The sequence below is a fragment of the Microbacterium sp. NPDC086615 genome (assembly GCF_040686055.1).
GTDB lineage: Bacteria > Actinomycetota > Actinomycetes > Actinomycetales > Microbacteriaceae > Microbacterium.
On the sequence record NZ_JBFBJJ010000005.1, the window covers coordinates 180,123 to 195,892 of the forward strand.

Annotated in this window: 15 protein-coding genes; 8 read left to right on the forward strand and 7 right to left on the reverse strand. The window is 69.0% G+C overall.

The annotated features are described in order from the left end of the window. Positions 1-14 precede the first annotated feature (14 nt). A complete protein-coding gene (locus AB0O24_RS07550; protein ID WP_363373740.1) occupies positions 15-779 on the forward strand; it encodes a type II restriction endonuclease in 765 nt (254 codons plus the stop codon). 28 nt (positions 780-807) lie between these two features. Here AB0O24_RS07550 and AB0O24_RS07555 read toward each other — a convergent pair whose 3' ends face one another. The 5 genes from AB0O24_RS07555 to AB0O24_RS07575 all read right to left on the reverse strand — a co-directional run bounded on the left by AB0O24_RS07555 (position 808) and on the right by AB0O24_RS07575 (position 5,290). Continuing rightward, complete coding sequence (locus AB0O24_RS07555) at positions 808-1,413, reverse strand: response regulator transcription factor (protein WP_307383883.1); 606 nt, start codon at positions 1,411-1,413, stop codon at positions 808-810. Next, a complete protein-coding gene (locus AB0O24_RS07560; protein ID WP_363373743.1) occupies positions 1,410-2,519 on the reverse strand; it encodes a sensor histidine kinase in 1,110 nt (369 codons plus the stop codon). The genes AB0O24_RS07555 and AB0O24_RS07560 overlap by 4 nt, the downstream gene beginning before the upstream one ends. A 17-nt stretch (positions 2,520-2,536) precedes the next feature. Then, entirely contained in the window at positions 2,537-3,334 is a 798-nt protein-coding gene (locus tag AB0O24_RS07565) for an ABC transporter permease (protein ID WP_275796500.1), read from the reverse strand. After that, positions 3,331-4,260 carry an ABC transporter ATP-binding protein gene (locus AB0O24_RS07570; RefSeq protein WP_363373747.1) on the reverse strand — a complete coding sequence of 310 codons (930 nt, stop codon included), beginning with the start codon at positions 4,258-4,260 and terminating at the stop codon, positions 3,331-3,333. Before AB0O24_RS07570 ends, AB0O24_RS07565 begins: the two co-directional genes overlap by 4 nt. Before the next feature lie 118 nt (positions 4,261-4,378). Then, complete coding sequence (locus AB0O24_RS07575) at positions 4,379-5,290, reverse strand: AbaSI family restriction endonuclease (protein WP_363373750.1); 912 nt, start codon at positions 5,288-5,290, stop codon at positions 4,379-4,381. A gap of 197 nt (positions 5,291-5,487) precedes the next feature. On the opposite strand from AB0O24_RS07575, the gene AB0O24_RS07580 reads away from it, so the two are divergent. Together AB0O24_RS07580 and AB0O24_RS07585 are read left to right on the forward strand one after the other, a co-directional pair. Then, entirely contained in the window at positions 5,488-6,429 is a 942-nt protein-coding gene (locus AB0O24_RS07580) for an alpha-L-glutamate ligase (protein WP_363373753.1), read from the forward strand. Further along, positions 6,422-7,735 (forward strand): aminotransferase class I/II-fold pyridoxal phosphate-dependent enzyme, encoded by a 1,314-nt coding sequence (locus AB0O24_RS07585; protein WP_363373755.1) that lies wholly within the window; start codon positions 6,422-6,424, stop codon positions 7,733-7,735. The genes AB0O24_RS07580 and AB0O24_RS07585 overlap by 8 nt, the downstream gene beginning before the upstream one ends. A 291-nt stretch (positions 7,736-8,026) precedes the next feature. Here AB0O24_RS07585 and AB0O24_RS07590 read toward each other — a convergent pair whose 3' ends face one another. Further along, the gene (locus AB0O24_RS07590; RefSeq protein ID WP_363373758.1) at positions 8,027-9,088 is read right to left on the reverse strand and encodes an LLM class flavin-dependent oxidoreductase; all 1,062 of its coding nucleotides are present in this window, start codon (positions 9,086-9,088) and stop codon (positions 8,027-8,029) included. A 125-nt stretch (positions 9,089-9,213) separates the two neighbouring features. Between AB0O24_RS07590 and sfnG the strand changes: the two genes are divergently transcribed. From sfnG to AB0O24_RS07605, 3 genes are all read left to right on the forward strand, one after another. Further along, entirely contained in the window at positions 9,214-10,347 is a 1,134-nt protein-coding gene (gene sfnG, locus AB0O24_RS07595; RefSeq protein WP_363373761.1) for a dimethylsulfone monooxygenase SfnG, read from the forward strand. A gap of 41 nt (positions 10,348-10,388) precedes the next feature. Then, positions 10,389-11,234, forward strand: a complete 846-nt coding sequence (locus AB0O24_RS07600; RefSeq protein ID WP_363373764.1) for an aminoglycoside phosphotransferase family protein — start codon at positions 10,389-10,391, stop codon at positions 11,232-11,234. A 156-nt stretch (positions 11,235-11,390) separates the two neighbouring features. After that, positions 11,391-12,431 (forward strand): putative FMN-dependent luciferase-like monooxygenase, encoded by a 1,041-nt coding sequence (locus tag AB0O24_RS07605; RefSeq protein WP_363373766.1) that lies wholly within the window; start codon positions 11,391-11,393, stop codon positions 12,429-12,431. A gap of 144 nt (positions 12,432-12,575) precedes the next feature. Here AB0O24_RS07605 and AB0O24_RS07610 read toward each other — a convergent pair whose 3' ends face one another. Beyond that, a complete protein-coding gene (locus AB0O24_RS07610) occupies positions 12,576-13,481 on the reverse strand; it encodes a LysR family transcriptional regulator (RefSeq protein WP_363373769.1) in 906 nt (301 codons plus the stop codon). Positions 13,482-13,585: 104 nt separating this feature from the next. On the opposite strand from AB0O24_RS07610, the gene AB0O24_RS07615 reads away from it, so the two are divergent. Both AB0O24_RS07615 and AB0O24_RS07620 read left to right on the forward strand, forming a co-directional pair. Further along, positions 13,586-14,959 (forward strand): MFS transporter, encoded by a 1,374-nt coding sequence (locus tag AB0O24_RS07615; protein WP_275796235.1) that lies wholly within the window; start codon positions 13,586-13,588, stop codon positions 14,957-14,959. Next, the gene (locus tag AB0O24_RS07620) at positions 14,956-15,705 is read left to right on the forward strand and encodes a 3-hydroxybutyrate dehydrogenase (protein ID WP_275796237.1); all 750 of its coding nucleotides are present in this window, start codon (positions 14,956-14,958) and stop codon (positions 15,703-15,705) included. Before AB0O24_RS07615 ends, AB0O24_RS07620 begins: the two co-directional genes overlap by 4 nt. Positions 15,706-15,770 lie beyond the last annotated feature (65 nt).

The following is a 15,770-nucleotide window of genomic DNA, read 5'->3' on the forward strand; positions in this document are numbered from 1 at the left end:
GGGATGCTGTTGCCGTGACTGACTCGATCGACCTTGCCGCCTGGTTGCGGTCCGTATGCAGCGACTACAGCTTCGATTTGCTTGGGGTCTACCAGGAGCGCGGCGACCACGACTGGCCGGTCACTGTCGCGAACGCGGCGCAGCTTAGGCAGCTCGTTGTCGACGGCGGCCACATCCTGCCGTTGCCGAAGGAGCCGGCGTCACTGGCGAACGTCCTCGAGGTGAGTGTGGCTGACTTCGTTGCCGAACGCGCTCGCGAAGTCGGCGCAATAACCACCGTCCGAGGTACTGAGCGTGGGTACCCGGACTTGGAGTTCACGGGACCCGCTCTCGCGGGTGAATTTCACGCGGTCGATATCAAGGTCGCCAGACGAAAGTCGACTGCCAGAGGCGTAAGCAAGAACACGCAGAGCCGCATCACGCTCTACACGGGAAACACCTACTTCCGCTACCCAGCCCTGCGCTGGCCCGGTACTTTCCGTCCCTTCGCCGAATACGAATCGCATTTGGACATCATCGTCCTATACACACTCAACGAGGACACCCACTCACGCGTCGAGGACCTCGAGATCATTGTCCAGCCCGCTTGGCGCATAGCGAGCAAGCAACGATCTTCTACCACGCGCGAATACATCGGGGCCGTAGTCGACATCGATGATCTTCGACACGGACGCGGCGAGTTTCAGACACCGGAGGAGTTCTACGCCTACTGGCGAAAATACGGCTTCAAGGTGGGGAAGGTCGTCCAGCAGCAGCTGGACAAGATCCTCAAGGGCTAAAGGGGAGGGTTCTCTCCTGCAAGTTCACTCACAGCCACCCCCGCTCCACCGCAACCCGCACGGCATCCGACCGATTCCGCCCGCCGGTCTTCCCGATCGCGCTGGACAAGTGATTCTTCACCGTCCCCTCTGACAGGTGCACCGTCCGCGCGATGTCGGCGATCGAGCCGCCGTCGCGGGCCGCGGCGAGCACGTCGGTCTCGCGCTCCGTCAGCGGGGAGTCGCCCTGCGCGAGAGACTCGGCCGCGAGGGCAGGGTCGACGACGCGGAGCCCGAGAGACACGCGTCGTACCGCGTCGGCCAGCTCCGCCGCGGGGGTGTCCTTGACCACGAATCCGGACGCGCCGGCTTGCATGGCACGCGCCAGGTAGCCGGGGCGACCGAAGGTCGTGACGATGAGGGCGCGGCATCCGGGAACCTCCGAACGCAGGAGGGATGCCGCGGCGATGCCGTCGATGCCGGGCATCTCGATGTCGAGGAGGGCGACGTCGGCTTCGGACGCCCGCGCCGCCTCGACCACCTCGTCGCCGCGGCCCACCTGGGCCACGACCTCGATGTCGTGTTCGAGACCGAGCAGCGCGGCGAGGGCGCCGCGCACGAGAGCCTGGTCGTCGGCGATGAGCAGTCGGATCACCATGCCACCTTGAGTTTGAATCCGCCGAGGTCGCTGCGACCGATGGTCAGACGGGCGCCGGACGTCTCGACGCGCTCGCGCAGGCCCGTCAGTCCCGAGCCCGAGGATGCCGCAGCAGACGGTCCGCACCCGTCATCGACCACCTCGATCGACCGGCCGTCGAGCCGCACGCGGCACGCGGTGGCACCGGAATGGCGGATGACGTTGGTCACTGCCTCGCGGACCACCCACCCGGCCAGTTCGCGGCGGTCGGCGGGCACCTGCTCGGTCGATCCGGGGAGGTCGGCGGAGACCCCGGCGCTCTCCAGCGCCGCCCGCGCGGCCGCGAGCTCTCCGCTGATGCTCACCCCGCGATACCCGTGGACCGTCGTGCGGACGTCGGAGAGGGCACCGCGCGCCAGCTGCTCGATCTGCGTGATCTCGTCGCGGGCGGCCGGGGAGCCGGCATCCATCAGTCGTCCGGCGAGTTCTGCCTTCACCGTGATCACGGTGAGCGAGTGACCGAGGATGTCGTGCACGTCGCGCGCGACGCGACCACGCTCCTTCTCGGCGGCGAGTTCGGCGATCTGAGCCTGCGCATCGCGGAGACGCTCGAGGGTCGAGATGTTCCGCATGAAGCTGAACATCATGATCGAGATGGAGAGGATGATCGCCGAGTTGAGCACGCTCGTGAAGGTGTCGGCCCCGCTCCACTCCCCCACGGCGAACGAGAGTCCGCTCAGCACCCCGACGGTCGTCCACATGGTGCGGGACCCCATACGCGAGACGGCGACGGAGACTCCCACGAACGTCCACAGCCACCGCACGTCGGCGCCGAGCCACGGCCAGAGCGCGAGGCTCAGCGCGAAGAGGGCCACGGGCAGAAGCAGTCGGCGTCCGTAAGAAGGCGTGCGACGGGCGAGGGGAGCGGTCGCCATGAACAGCGCCGCGAACACCGCCACGATCGCCGTTCCGAGCACCCGCGGGGCCAGACCCGGCTCTTCCCAGAGGGTGAGCAGCGTCGGGAACGTCCAGATCAGGGAGATCGACGAACCGATGAGCCACCCGCGCTGAAACGGGCGACGGCCCGGAACGATCGCTCGTTCCGGGCCGGTCCCACTGCTCATGTCGTTCACCCTAGGCGTCACGCGCGCCGCGTGTCGCGACGGAAGAAGTACACGGTCCCCGCGACGAACACCGCGAGCCAGACCACCGCGTTGATCAGGGCGCCGAGGTCGAAGGCATCCCCCGTCAGAGGCGACCGGGCGAGCTCGCCGATGCCGTAGACGGGCGTCAGCTTGCCGATGGTCTGAAGGAAGTCGGGCATCGACGACAGCGGGAAGAACAGGCCGCCGAGGAACGACAGCAGCACCACGGCGAGGCTGGTGATCTGCGCCGCGTTCTCGCCCGGAACCATGTAGCCGACCATGAGGCCGAGCGTCGTGAACACCGCGCTCGCGAGGAGCCAGGCGGCGAGTCCGGTCACGATCCACTGCACGGGGGCGAGGGTGACACCGGCGAAGGCGGCGACGGCGTAGGTCGCGATCACGGCGATGAGGCCGAACATCATGCCCGCCATCATCTTGACCACGACGTTCGCGACGGGGTTCAGCGGGGTGAGGCGGAGCTGGCGGCTCCAGCCCTGCGCGCGCTCCACCGCGACCGACGCTCCGGTCTGGGTCGCCGACATCATGGTCCCGTACATCGCCATCGAGACCATGATGTACGCGGCCACCGACACTCCCCCGGATGCCAACGGGGTATCGGTCAGCGGAACGTCGAGCGTCTGGAACCCGACGATGAAGAACATCAGCACCGGGAATGCGACCGTGAACAGCAGGCTGCGGGGGTTGCGGAGCTTGCGCAGCAGCTCGATGCGCAGATACGTGAGCGTGAACCCGCCGAAGGCGGGGACCGGGCGGTCGAGAGTGATGGCGGTCATCGGACGGCTCCATTCGAGACGGGCGCGGCGTTGTCAGCGGTGAGGGTGAGGAAGACGCTCTCGAGGTTCTGCGCCGTGATCTCGATGTCGCGCGCGTCGGTGGTGGTGAGCAGGTGGCGGGCGAGCGCGTCGGAGTCGCTCGTGCGGATCGCGATGCGCTCGCCGGCGGCCTCGACCGAGTCGACGCCGGGGAGGGCCGCGAGGGCGGTGATGTCGGCATCCGGAAGCGTCGCGTGCACCATGCGCCCCGACACGAGGTTCTTGATCTCGGAGGTGGGGCCGTCGGCGACGATCTCGCCGCCGCGCATGAGCACGATGCGGTCGGCGTACTCGTCGGCCTCGTCGAGGTAGTGCGTGGCGAACATCACCGTGCGTCCGCGGGCGGCATCCGCGCGGATCGCGTTCCAGAACGAGCGGCGCGCCTCGACGTCCATGCCGGTGGTCGGTTCGTCGAGGATGAGCAGGGCCGGGTCGCTCACGAGCGCCATCGCGAAGCGGAGACGCTGCTGCTCGCCGCCGGAGCAGAGGCCGACGCGTCGGCTCGCCAGATTCCGGATGCCGGCCCGCTCGAGCGCTTCGTCGACGGGACGCTTCTCGGCGAACAGGCTCGCCGTCAGCTCGACGGTCTCGCGAACGGTGAGGTCTTTCAGCAGCCCACCCGTCTGGAGGACCGCGGACACGAGACCCCGGGCGATCGCGCCGCGCGGGCTGTGCCCGAAGACGCTGATCGAGCCGGAGTCGGGGGTGCTCAGGCCGAGGATCATGTCGATCGTCGTGGTCTTGCCCGCGCCGTTCGGCCCGAGGAACGCCACGATCTCGCCCGGCTTGATCGAGAGGTCTATGCCGCGGACGGCATGAACGGAACCGAAGCTCTTGACGACGCCCCGCGCGTCGATCGCGGCGGGAGTGGGGGTGGAGGAGGTCATGTCTTCATGCTGGCCGTCAGGCGGCCGAACGACCTCAGACTCTCGTCACGATGTGGGGGTGACGTTCGTCATGGGTGGATCCGTCCTCCGGTCAGAGTGCCGGCGGGTGCGAGGTCCGTCATTCGCGGGTGATCTCGAAGCCGCCCGCGCCGTCGACGGTGATCCGCTCACCGTTACGGCGGAAGTCGGCGCTGTGGCCGTCCTGGCCGATGTGCTCGAACGCCCCGACGAAGCGGTAGTAGATCCGCCCGAACTCGTCGCGGTAATGCGCGAAGACGAGGCGGGTCTCACCCGACCCGCTGCCGGCGGGAAGCGGCTCGGGGTCGCTTCCCGCGGTCGCGTCGACCGCGAGACGCTGCACGATGCGCTGGCCGTCGTCGAGCAGAGCGTTGTCCCACTCCTTGTTCGGGTAGAGCTTCGGGAACCAGACCTGCACGCTCTCCGTCAGCCGCAGCATGCCCGAGCGGTGCGCGGCGAGATCCTTGCCGAACAGGCGAGCGACATCGACGTGGCGACGAAAGCGGGCGTCGTCCTGGATGCCGACTCCCCCGCGCTCGATCCACTCGGCGGGGTCGTAGGTGCGGCCGAATCGGAACGGCACGAAGGTGCCCTTCTTGATCTGCTTGCGCTTGCGCTTGCGCAACGTACCGATCAATTTGTCGATGCGGTCCCGCGCGTCGTCGAGGGTGTGGATGTCCTGCATCTTCCACCGCCAGAACTCGACGTTCGCGGTGTCGATGACGTGACGCTCCCGAAGGCGGTCCTGCTCGACCTGATCGACGTGCTGCAGCTCGTCGATCTCCACGGCCAGCCGGAACTGCGGGAAGTAGAGGTCGAGCAGCGCGCGCTTCCCCTCCTCACGAGCGGGGACGGCCTGCTGGGTGACCCACTCGATCTCGGGATCGTCCAGACCGTGCACGATGCGGGTGATCGCCCACAGCTCGTACTGTTTGTGCACGATCTTCCGAAGGCGCAGGGCCTGCCATTCGAGTTCGGCGTCGATCGGCGTTCGCGGGGGCTTGGCATCCATCGGTTCTCTTTCCTGCGTGGTCGCGAGTCGACCGCGGGTGGGTCTTTTCATCCAAAGGGATGCCACGGAGCCGGCGTGGTCGCGCGGTGTTCGGGGTTGTTCGGATTCGACGGGCGCCCCGTGCATCCGGGGGACGGCGATGACGCACGGTGACGCGCGACGGCCGCGATGTCGGGGGCCCGGGCTAGCCTGGCGGCATGTCGGGCAAGGTGTACGTGATCCATGACAACCACTCGTGGTTGCCGCCGTTCCGCGCGGCCTTCGACGCCCAGGGGGTGCCGCTCGAGGAGTGGCTGCTCACGGAGGGGGTCATCGACCTCTCGTCCGAGCCGCCGGAGGGCGTGTTCTGGTCGCGACTGAGCGCCTCGGCGCACACCCGCGATCGCGCGAACAGCAAGGACTACGGTCGGGCGGTGCTGCGGTGGCTCTCGGCATGGGGTCGTACCGTCATCAACGGTGCCGACGTCCTCGAACTCGAGGTGAGCAAGGTGGCGCAGCACGTGGCCCTTCAGCACGCGGGCATCGAGGTCGCCCGCACCGTCGCCGTCCTCGGCACCGACGGGATCGTCGAGCGGGCTGCGGAGTTCGGGGCCCCCTTCATCAGCAAGCACAACCAGGGCGGCAAGGGCCTCGGCGTGCGGCGGTGGGACTCCGTCGAAGAGTTCGCGGCGTGGGTCGAGAGCCCCGAGTTCGAGCCGTCACCCGACGGAATCACGCTGCTGCAAGAGCTGCTCGTCGCCGAAGCGCCGTTCATCACCCGCGCAGAGTTCGTCGCCGGCTCGCTCGTCTACGCGGTGCGGGTCGACACCAGCGCGGGCAGCTTCGAGCTGTGCCCGGCCGAGGCCTGCGCGATTCCGGGTGCCGACGGTGTGGAACCCGAGCCGATGTTCCGTCGCCGCGACGACGTGGATCCTGAGCTCATCGACCGATACCTCGCGTTCCTCGCCGCCGAGGGCATCGGCATCGCCGGAATCGAGTTCATCGAGACGCGCGACGGACGCACGGTCACCTACGACGTCAACACGAACACCAACTACAACCCCGACGTCGAGGCGACGGCTCCTCGCTCGGGACCGCGTGAGATCGCGCGGTGGCTCGGCTCGCTCCTGCCGCAGGAAGTGGTCGGAGCTCGTGGCTGAGGCATCGCCGCCCCACGTCGAGTGGGACGGCTTCGGCTTCCAGACGCGCCAGGTGCATGCCGGCGAGGTCGAAGACCTCACGCACGGTTCCCGCATCACCCCGGTTCACCTGTCGGCGGCGTATCGCTTCGCATCCTTCCAGGAGGCGACGGATCGGTTCGCCGGTGCCGATCTCGGCCACCTCTATTCCCGCAACCTCAACCCCACGAACCAGGTGGCCGAGCGACGCCTGGCCTCTCTCGAGGGCGGCAGCGGAGCGATCGTCGTCGGGTCGGGGCAGGCGGCGATCACGACCGCCCTGCTGGCGCTGGCGGGCACCGGCGAACACATCGTCTCGACCGCGAGCATCTATAGCGGCACGCGCGTGCTCTTCGATCGCACGTTCGCGCGCATGGGCGTCACCGTCGAGTACGTCTGGAACCCCGACGACGAGGCGGAGTGGGACAGCCTCATCCGCCCCGAGACGAAGGCGATCTTCACCGAGACGCTGCCCAACCCCAAGAACGACGTCGTCGACATCGCCGCCGTCGCCCGCATCGCGAAGCGCCACGGCATCCCTCTGATCGTCGACAACACCATCGCGACACCTTTCCTCATCCGCCCGATCGAGCACGGCGCCGACATCGTGGTGCACTCGGCCACGAAGTTCCTCTCGGGACACGGGGCCAACCTCGCCGGGGCGGTGGTCGACGGCGGAACGTTCGACTGGGTGGCATCCGATCGCTCGTATCCCGCCATCACCGCGACGCCGATCGCCGAGCACACGTCGTATGTCGAGGCTTTCGGCCCGCGCGCCTTCGAGTTCTCGCTGCGGTTCGGGATCGCGAACGACACGGGGCCCGCGCTGTCTCCGCTCAACGGCTTCCTCTTGCAGCAGGGCATGGAGACGCTCTCAGTGCGCATGCGGCAGCACCTCGCCTCCGCCCGCACGATCGCCGAGTGGCTCGAGCACCAGCCCGCCGTCGAGAGCGTCGACTACGCGGGACTCCCGTCGCACCCGCAGCACGCTCTCGCCGTGCGCGATTATGGCGGGCTCTCGGGCTCGGTGTTCTCCTTCACCGTGCGCGGGGGACGACCGGCGGCCGAACGGTTCTTCGACGCGCTCAGGTTGTTCAGCCGCATGACGAACATCGGCGACACCCGCTCGATGGCGCTGCATCCGGCGACCACGACGCACCTCGGCTTCACGCAAGAGACGCGCGATCGCCTCGGCATCGGCGACGGGCTCATCCGCCTGTCGATCGGACTCGAGGATGCCGAAGACCTGATCGCCGACCTCGATCAGGCGCTGCGCGCGGCGGGATAGCCGGGACCCTGAGGTTATCGAAGCGTCCGGGGGCGGTGGCTTCGACAGGCTCAGCCACCTCGTGGGGCTCAGCCACCTCGCGGGGCTCGGCCCCCGCGCGGACGTTCGGGAGGACCCTGAGCTTGTCGAAGGGTCCGGGCGTGCGTGGGTGCGGCGGCTTCGACAGGCTCGGCCACCCCGCGCGGCTCGGCCACTTCGTGGGGCTCGGCCACCTCGTGGGGCTCGGCCACCCCGCGCGGACGTTCGGGAGGACCCTGAGCTTGTCGAAGGGTCCGGGCGTGCGTGGGGGCGTCAGGCGTCGCGCTGCGCCTCCAGGCGGCGCACGCGCGGAATCACCTCGGCCGCGAAGCGCTGCATCTCGGGCAGGTGCGGCGAGAACTGCAGAAGCAGCGTCGAGACCCCGACGTTCGCGAACTTTACGATGCGTTCGGCGACCTGGTCGGGCGTTCCGACGAGGTCCGGACGCAGGCCGCGGTTCGACACCGAGTACTCCTTGAGGTCGACCTGGGTGTCGAGCTTCGACTTGCTCACGAAGTCCTGGTACGAGCCGTACGCCGCTCCCCCGCGGACGTCGGTGATCCGCTCGATCTCCGCCTGCGCTTCTTCCTCGGTGTCGCGCACGATCGCGTACGCGGCCATCCCGAACGCCTCGAAGGGGGTCGCACCGGCCTCGGACCGGCGCCGGCGCATGTCCGCGACCTTCGCCGACAGCTCTTCGAGCGTCCCGCCGTGGGTGAGGTACGCGTCGGCGAAGCGGGTGATCGCGGTGCGACCGGCCTCGCTCTCACCACCGGCGTACAGGCGCGGCTGCACCCGGGGCTTCGGCTCGGTGTACGTGCCCTCGGTGCGGTAGTACTCGCCCTCGTAGGCGAACGGCGTCTCGTTCCAGAGTCCGCGCAGCACCTCGACCCACTCGATCGTCCGGGCGTACCGGTCGTCGTGGGCGCTGAACAGTCCCTCGTACTGCTTGGCCTCCTCGGCCCACCAGGCGGAGACGACGTTGAGGGTGAACCGTCCGCCGCTGATCTCGTCGATCGTGGCGGCCTGCTTGGCGGTGTGGAACGGATTGTGGAAGCCGGGGCGTACGGCGGTCATCAGCTCGAGCCTCGACGTCACCGCGGCAAGCCCGGCGGTGACGGCCCAGGCATCGAGCGAGGGAGCTTCGACGCCCTTGATGTCGTTGAGGTTGAGCTCGGGGATGAGCGTCAGGTCGAAGCCGTCCTCTTCCGCGGCGCGAGCGATCTCGGCGATGTGTGCGAACGAGACGGGGGTCTGCTCGTCGTCGACGTTGCGGAGCCACCCGCCGAAAATCGGGGTCCAGTAGCCGAAACGCACGCGCTGGGGGGAGGTCATGGCATCCATCCTTGCCCGGTCCAACGGAGTGTGTCGTCATGCGAAGACACGGGCCGTCACACACCGTTGACCGTCGTCGAGGTCGGTGCGACGGTAGCCGGGTTCCGATCCTCGAGGAGAACCCCATGACCGACATCGCCCCCACGCACGAGCCCCTCAAGTTCGCCTACTGGGTTCCCAACGTCAGCGGCGGCCTGGTGATCAGCTCGATCGAGCAGCGCACCGACTGGGGCTACGACTACAACGTGAAGCTCGCGCAGACGGCGGAGCGCGTCGGCTTCGAGTACGCGCTGAGCCAGGTTCGATACGCCTCGAGCTACGGTGCCGCACAGCAGCACGAGTCCACCTCGATCAGCCTGGCGCTGCTGCTGAACACCGAGGAACTCAAGGTCATCTCGGCCATCCACCCCGGGATCTGGCATCCGGCCGTCCTGGCGAAGTTCATCAACACCGCTGATCAGTTCTCGCACGGGCGCGCCGCCGTGAACGTCGTGAGCGGCTGGTTCAAGGACGAATACACCGACCTGGGTCTCGAGTGGCTCGAGCACGACGAGCGCTACGAGCGCGCCGCCGAGTTCATCCAGGTGCTGCGCGGCCTGTGGACGCAGGAGAAGTTCTCGTTCCACGGCAAGTACTACGACATCACCGACTTCACGCTGCGTCCGTTCCCGTACGAGGTGCCGGGGCGTGCGCACCCCGACATCTTCCAGGGCGGCAACTCGACGGCGGCGCGCTTCAACGGCGGCGCATTCTCGGACTGGTACTTCTCCAACGGCAAGGACTTCGACGGCTTCACCGAGCAGTACGACGACGTCACGCGGATCGCGGCCGAACACGGCCGTCGCACGCGCTTCGGTCTCAACGGTTTCGTCATCCAACGCGACAGTCGGGCGGAAGCGGAGCGGCAGCTTCGCGAGATCATCGCTCACGCGGACGACGGCGCGGTCGAGGGCTTCCGCAAGAGCGTGCAAGAGGCCGGAGCATCGACGAAGGACGGCAAGGGCATGTGGGCCGACTCCTCCCTCGACGACCTCGTGCAGTACAACGACGGCTTCCGCACGCAGCTGTTCGGTGACGCGCAGCAGATCGCCGAACGGATCATCGAGTACAAGAAGCGTGGCGTCGACCTGTTCCTGCTCGGCTTCCTCCACTTCCAGGAGGAGCTCGAGCGTTTCGGTGAGACGGTCATCCCGATCGTGCGCGAGCTCGAGGCGGATCTCGCGCGCACCGGCGACCCGATCGAGGTCGCCGCGCGCTGAGGGGCGGACGGATGCCGTGACCCGGCCCGTAGGCTCGGCGCATGGTCGAGACGCGGTACGTCACCCCCGACCGCTCCCGCACCGAGGCTCTCGTCGCCGCCGCTCTCCGGGCTGCCGGGCAGCCCGTGGCTCCCGCTGAGTGGCAGTGGGTCGAGCACGGATCAGCCAATCTCGTCGTCCTCGCCGGTGCCGTCGCCGTCCGGGTCGGTCGTACCGTCACGGCCGCCGCGGAGTCGCTCCGCGCGCAAGCCCTCGTCGACACACTCCCCCACCTGCCGTTCGCGGTCCCGCGCGGGCTCGCCGACCCGATGTGGGACGAGGAGATCGTCGCCGTCACGCAGCGTCGGCTGGACGGCATCCCCCATCCGAGCGGACACGGGGACGCCGATGAGCTGCGGGTCCTGCTCGACGCCTTGGCCGAGGTGCCCATCGACACGTGCGAACGGCACCTCGCGACGCCGCACGCGTTCATGGGCGGCGCGCACTGGCATCCGGTGATCGTCGAACAGGCGATCCCGTTGCTCGCTCCCGGGGTCCGGGATGCCGCGCTCCGGGCGGCCGACGCGCTTGCCGAGCTCGATCCGGTGCCTCCCGCTCTCGTCCACGGCGATCTCGCCGGCTCGAACGTGCTCTGGGGTGGGGGCGCGGTGACGGGCGTCATCGACTGGGACCTCGCCAGTGCGGGGGATCCGGCGGTCGATGTCGCGGCCCTCGCCGTCTGGCACGGGTGGGACGTCATCGAGCGCGTGTGTCCTCCCGAGGTCGTGCGGCGGGCGCGGGTCGTCGCGGCGACGCATCCGCTGCAGGTGATCGGCTTCTCGATCGTGAACGAGCGCCCGGAGGACGAACTCCTCCGCGCTGCGGCGTGGGCGAGTGTCCGCATGTGACACGTACATGTTCATCTGCCGCGAGCGGCCGTGATGCGTCAGATCGCGGATACCGTATCGGTGCCGCACTGCGGACGGCAGGTCGACGCGCGCCACCCGCGCGCGGACATTCCCGGAACGGCATACATACATAACGGCGGGAACGGAGGCGACGCGATGAGCGGCGCACGACTCGGATTCTTCACCCGACTTCTGGATGCCGGAACCGACGGCGAGCGATACCACCGAGCGCTCGCGCAGGTCCGCGCCGCCGAGCAGCACGGGTTCGCCTCTCTCTGGGTGGCGCAGCACCACTTCGACCGCGACGAGGGCGGTCTGCCCTCGCCCTTCCCGTTCCTCGCAGCGGCCGCGGTGCAGACCGAGCGCATCGCGCTGGGCACCGGGATCGTGACACTTCCCATCGACGACCCGATCCGCGTGGCCGAGGACGCCGCGGTCGTGAATGCGCTGAGCGGTGGACGCGTGCAACTCGGCATCGGCACCGGGGGAACGCCGTCGTCGTTCGCCGCGTTCCGACGTTCATCCGACGACCGCCGCGCGATCCAGGCCGAGCACGTCGAGGTGCTGCGCGACGCGTTCGGCGGGCGCGGCATCCGGGGCACGTCCTCGGTGCTCAATCCCCCGGCTCCCGACCTCGCCGTCCGGCTGTGGCAGGCGACGTTCTCCGTCGAGGGCGGCCGGCGCGCGGGGCTCGACGGTGACGGGCTGCTGCTCTCGCGCACCCAGCCGAAGGAGCCCGGTCAGACGCTGCACGACGTGCAGCTCCCGATCGTCGAGGCCTACCTCGAGGCGCTGCCGTCGGGTGTCGCGCCGCGCATCCTGGCGTCGCGCACGGCCGTCGTGGTGGATGCCGCCGATCTCGACGCCGCGTGGGAGGCGGCCGACCCGGGTCTCCGGCGTCTCGCGCGGACCTTCCTCAAGCGAGACGGCGCGGGCGACCTGCGCGACGTCGCGCGGATCACCGACACGCATCTCGGCACGGTCGACGAGGTCGTGGCCTCTCTCGGAGCCGACCTCACCCTCGGGCGGGCGACCGACGTTGCGTTTCAGGTGCACTCCGTCGATCCCGCGCACGAGATCACGCTGCGCTCGATCGAGCTCCTCGCGACCGAGGTCGCGCCGCGCCTCGGTCTCCGCACCGGGGCCGAAGCGGCCGTGGAACTGCGGAACCTCACCGCCCAGACCACGCCCGCGTGACCGCCTTCGCGCCCGGCACTCCCCCGGGGCCTCCCCTCTGTTGAGTGTCCAAGACACGCCGTAACCGGCGCGCGCATAACGGCGTGTTTTGGACACTCAACGGGCGCGGGCGGGCGGGGACAGGGGCGCGGGTGCGCGCCCGGGTCAGCGCGCCACCCCGGCGAGCATCGCCGCGGCCCGCGCCGTCTCGTCGCGGAGCGCGTCGGCGAGGGCCACCACCGCGGGGATCCGCAGCGAGTCGGCGCGCACGATCATCCAGTACGGCAGGCTCTCGCTCACCTCGTCGGCGAGCAGGCGTTCGAGGTCGTCGTGCCGGTCGGCGGTGAAGCACGGCAGCATGCCGATCCCGGCACCCGCGCGGGTCGCCTCGACCTGCACGAGCACGTTCGTTGAGCTCACGCCGTCGCGCATGTGCGGCACGACCCGGCGCGGCAGATCGAGGGCTTCGACCTGCAGCATCGAGTCGACGAAGTACACGAGCCGGTGCTGCTCGAGGTCCTCCACGCGAGCGGGTCGTCCGGCCCGCGCGAGGTAGGTAGACGACCCGTAGAGCCCGAGCGTGTACCGCCCCAGCTCGACCGCGTGCCCGCGTGACGACTGCGGCTCCCCCACGACGACCTCGAGATCGAGACCCGGGTGGAGGGCAGCCCGTCGTTGGGCCGTGACGATCTCGACGGAGAGATCCGGATGCCGCTGACGCAGCGCCGCAACCGCGGGAGCCGCGATGTAGGCGCTGAAGCCATCGGTCGCCGACATGCGCACGACGCCGGACACGGGGTCGGGTTCGACTCCTCCGCCGGCCAGGTGCGACATCGCCGCCTCGATGCGGCCCGCGGTCTCGACGGCGTGCTGACCGAGGGCCGTCAGCTCCCACCCGCGGCCGGACGCCGACACGACCCGGCCGCCGAGGGCGTCCTCGAGGGCGGAGATCCGCCGGGCGACGGTCGTGTGGTCGACGCCGCGAAGCTGTGCCGCGGCCGTGTAGCGGCCGGTGCGGGCGACCGCGAGCAGCATCAAGAGGTCGTCGGCGCGCACGGAATCGGCATCCATGTGTGCAATTCTGCACAGCTGGGACGCGTGACTGGGCATTGCCGCTCACGATCCCGCGCCGCAGACTGAACCGCGGATGTCACCGTCGACACCGAAGGAGCAGCATGGAATCCCCCGCCACCAGCCGCCGCAGTGCAGCCCCCACCACTCCGATCCGCCGGGTCGTCGCCGCCTCGATGGCCGGCACGGTCGTCGAGTGGTACGAGTTCTTCCTCTACGCCACTGCCGCGAGCCTCGTCTTCGGCACGTTCTTCTTCCCGTCGTCGGGCTCTCCGCTCGACGGGATCATCGCGGCCTTCGTCACCTACGCGGTCGGCTTCGTCGCCCGCCCGCTCGGCGGCATCGTGTTCGGCCAGATCGGCGACCGTTTCGGTCGCAAGCCGACGCTGCAGGCGACGATCATCATCGTCGGTGCCGCGACCTTCCTGATGGGATGCCTTCCCGGCTTCGCGAGCGTCGGATACTGGGCGCCCGCGATGCTCGTGGCCCTCCGCTTCATCCAGGGCTTCGCCGTCGGCGGAGAGTGGGGCGGCGCCGTGCTCCTCGTCGCGGAGCAGAGCCCCGACAGGCAGCGCGCCTTCTGGTCGAGCTGGCCGCAGGCGGCGGTTCCCATCGGCAACCTGCTTGCGACCATGGTGCTGCTCGTCACGTCGTTCGTGCTGAGCCCCGCGGCCTTCCTCGACTGGGGCTGGCGTATCGCGTTCTGGCTCTCGGCAGTGATCGTGCTGGTCGGCTTCTACATCCGCACGCACGTCGAAGAGGCACCGATCTTCCTCGAGGCGAAGGCGCAGGTCGAGAAAGAGAAGGCGATGTCGTTCGGGGTCGTCGAGGTGCTCCGCCGCTACCCGAAGGGTGTCGCGCAGGCGATGGGTGTCCGCTTCGCGGAGAACATCGTCTACTACATCGTCGTGAGCTTCTCGATCGTGTACCTGAAGGTCGTGCACTCCTACGACACGAGCCAGCTCCTGCTCGCGCTGCTCATCGCGCACGTCATCCACTTCGCCGTGATCCCGCCCCTCGGTCGCCTCGCCGACCGCGTCGGACGGCGCCCTGTTTACCTCGCCGGCGCGATCCTCAGCGCGACCTGGGCGTTCTTCGCCTTCCCGATGTTCGACACGCTCAACCCCGTGCTCATCGTCGCCGCCGTGACGATCGGTCTCGTGTTCCACGCCGGGATGTACGCACCGCAGCCCGCGGTCATGGCGGAGCTCTTCCCGACGCGCATGCGCTATTCCGGCGTCTCGCTCGGCGCCCAGGTCACCGCGATCCTCGCCGGCTCCCTCGCGCCGATCCTCGCGACGCAGTGGCTGCGCGACTTCGGCTCATGGCTGCCGATCGCGATGTACATCGTCGTGGCGTGCGTCATCACCGCCCTCACCGTGCTGTCGTTGAAGGAGACCCGCGGCATCTCGCTGCACGCCATCGACGCGGCGGACGCGGCGCGGTCGGGCCGCGCAGCGACGAAGGAGACGGCATGAGCATCGACCTCACCGGGCGCAGGGCGCTGGTCACCGGGGGAGCGAGCGGCATCGGCGAGGCCGTCGCGAGGAGATTCGCGGATGCCGGAGCCCAGGTCACCGTGGCCGACGTCAACCGCGAGGCCGCCGAACGTGTGGCGGGGGAGATCGGCGGTCGTGCCTGGGCGGTCGACCTCTCCGACACGGCCGCGCTCCGCGAGCTCAGCCTCGACGTCGACATCCTCGTCAACAACGCCGGCATCCAGCACGTGAGCCCGATCGAGCAGTTCGACCCCGAACGGTTCGCGTTCATGCTGCGGCTGATGCTCGAGGCCCCGTTCCTCCTCATCCGTGCGGCGCTGCCGGCCATGTACGAGCGCGGCTTCGGGCGGGTGCTAAACATGTCGAGCGTGCACGGTATACGCGCATCGGCATACAAGTCGGCGTACGTCACGGCGAAGCACGGCCTGGAGGGTCTGTCCAAGACCACGGCGCTCGAGGGTGGGCCGCGCGGTGTCACGAGCGTGTGCATCGATCCCGGGTACGTCCGATCACCTCTCGTCGAGAAACAAATCGCTGATCAGGCCAAAGCGCACGGTATCCCGGAGAGCGAGGTGCTGGAGAAAGTGCTCCTTCAGGATGCCGCGATCAAGCGACTCGTGGAGCCCGACGAGGTGGCATCCCTCGCTCTCTGGCTCGCGGGTCCCGACGCCGGAATGGTCACGGGCGCGAGCTACACGATGGACGGCGGCTGGTCCGCGCACTGACCGCGCTCGCCGCCCCCTGCGCCGCCCGCGGCCCCTTGTTGAGTGTCCAAAACACGCCGTAACTC

What these genes read in the sequence shown, in the direction of transcription:
- AB0O24_RS07600 (WP_363373764.1), top strand. Translation starts at nt 10,389, where the DNA reads ATGGTCGAGACGCGGTACGTCACCCCCGACCGCTCCCGCACCGAGGCT.
- AB0O24_RS07570 (WP_363373747.1), bottom strand. Translation starts at nt 4,260, where the DNA reads ATGACCTCCTCCACCCCCACTCCCGCCGCGATCGACGCGCGGGGCGTC.
- AB0O24_RS07610 (WP_363373769.1), bottom strand. Translation starts at nt 13,481, where the DNA reads ATGGATGCCGATTCCGTGCGCGCCGACGACCTCTTGATGCTGCTCGCG.
- AB0O24_RS07590 (WP_363373758.1), bottom strand. Translation starts at nt 9,088, where the DNA reads ATGACCTCCCCCCAGCGCGTGCGTTTCGGCTACTGGACCCCGATTTTC.
- AB0O24_RS07620 (WP_275796237.1), top strand. Translation starts at nt 14,956, where the DNA reads ATGAGCATCGACCTCACCGGGCGCAGGGCGCTGGTCACCGGGGGAGCG.
- AB0O24_RS07615 (WP_275796235.1), top strand. Translation starts at nt 13,586, where the DNA reads ATGGAATCCCCCGCCACCAGCCGCCGCAGTGCAGCCCCCACCACTCCG.
- AB0O24_RS07580 (WP_363373753.1), top strand. Translation starts at nt 5,488, where the DNA reads ATGTCGGGCAAGGTGTACGTGATCCATGACAACCACTCGTGGTTGCCG.
- AB0O24_RS07565 (WP_275796500.1), bottom strand. Translation starts at nt 3,334, where the DNA reads ATGACCGCCATCACTCTCGACCGCCCGGTCCCCGCCTTCGGCGGGTTC.
- AB0O24_RS07605 (WP_363373766.1), top strand. Translation starts at nt 11,391, where the DNA reads ATGAGCGGCGCACGACTCGGATTCTTCACCCGACTTCTGGATGCCGGA.
- sfnG (WP_363373761.1), top strand. Translation starts at nt 9,214, where the DNA reads ATGACCGACATCGCCCCCACGCACGAGCCCCTCAAGTTCGCCTACTGG.
- AB0O24_RS07575 (WP_363373750.1), bottom strand. Translation starts at nt 5,290, where the DNA reads ATGGATGCCAAGCCCCCGCGAACGCCGATCGACGCCGAACTCGAATGG.
- AB0O24_RS07560 (WP_363373743.1), bottom strand. Translation starts at nt 2,519, where the DNA reads ATGAGCAGTGGGACCGGCCCGGAACGAGCGATCGTTCCGGGCCGTCGC.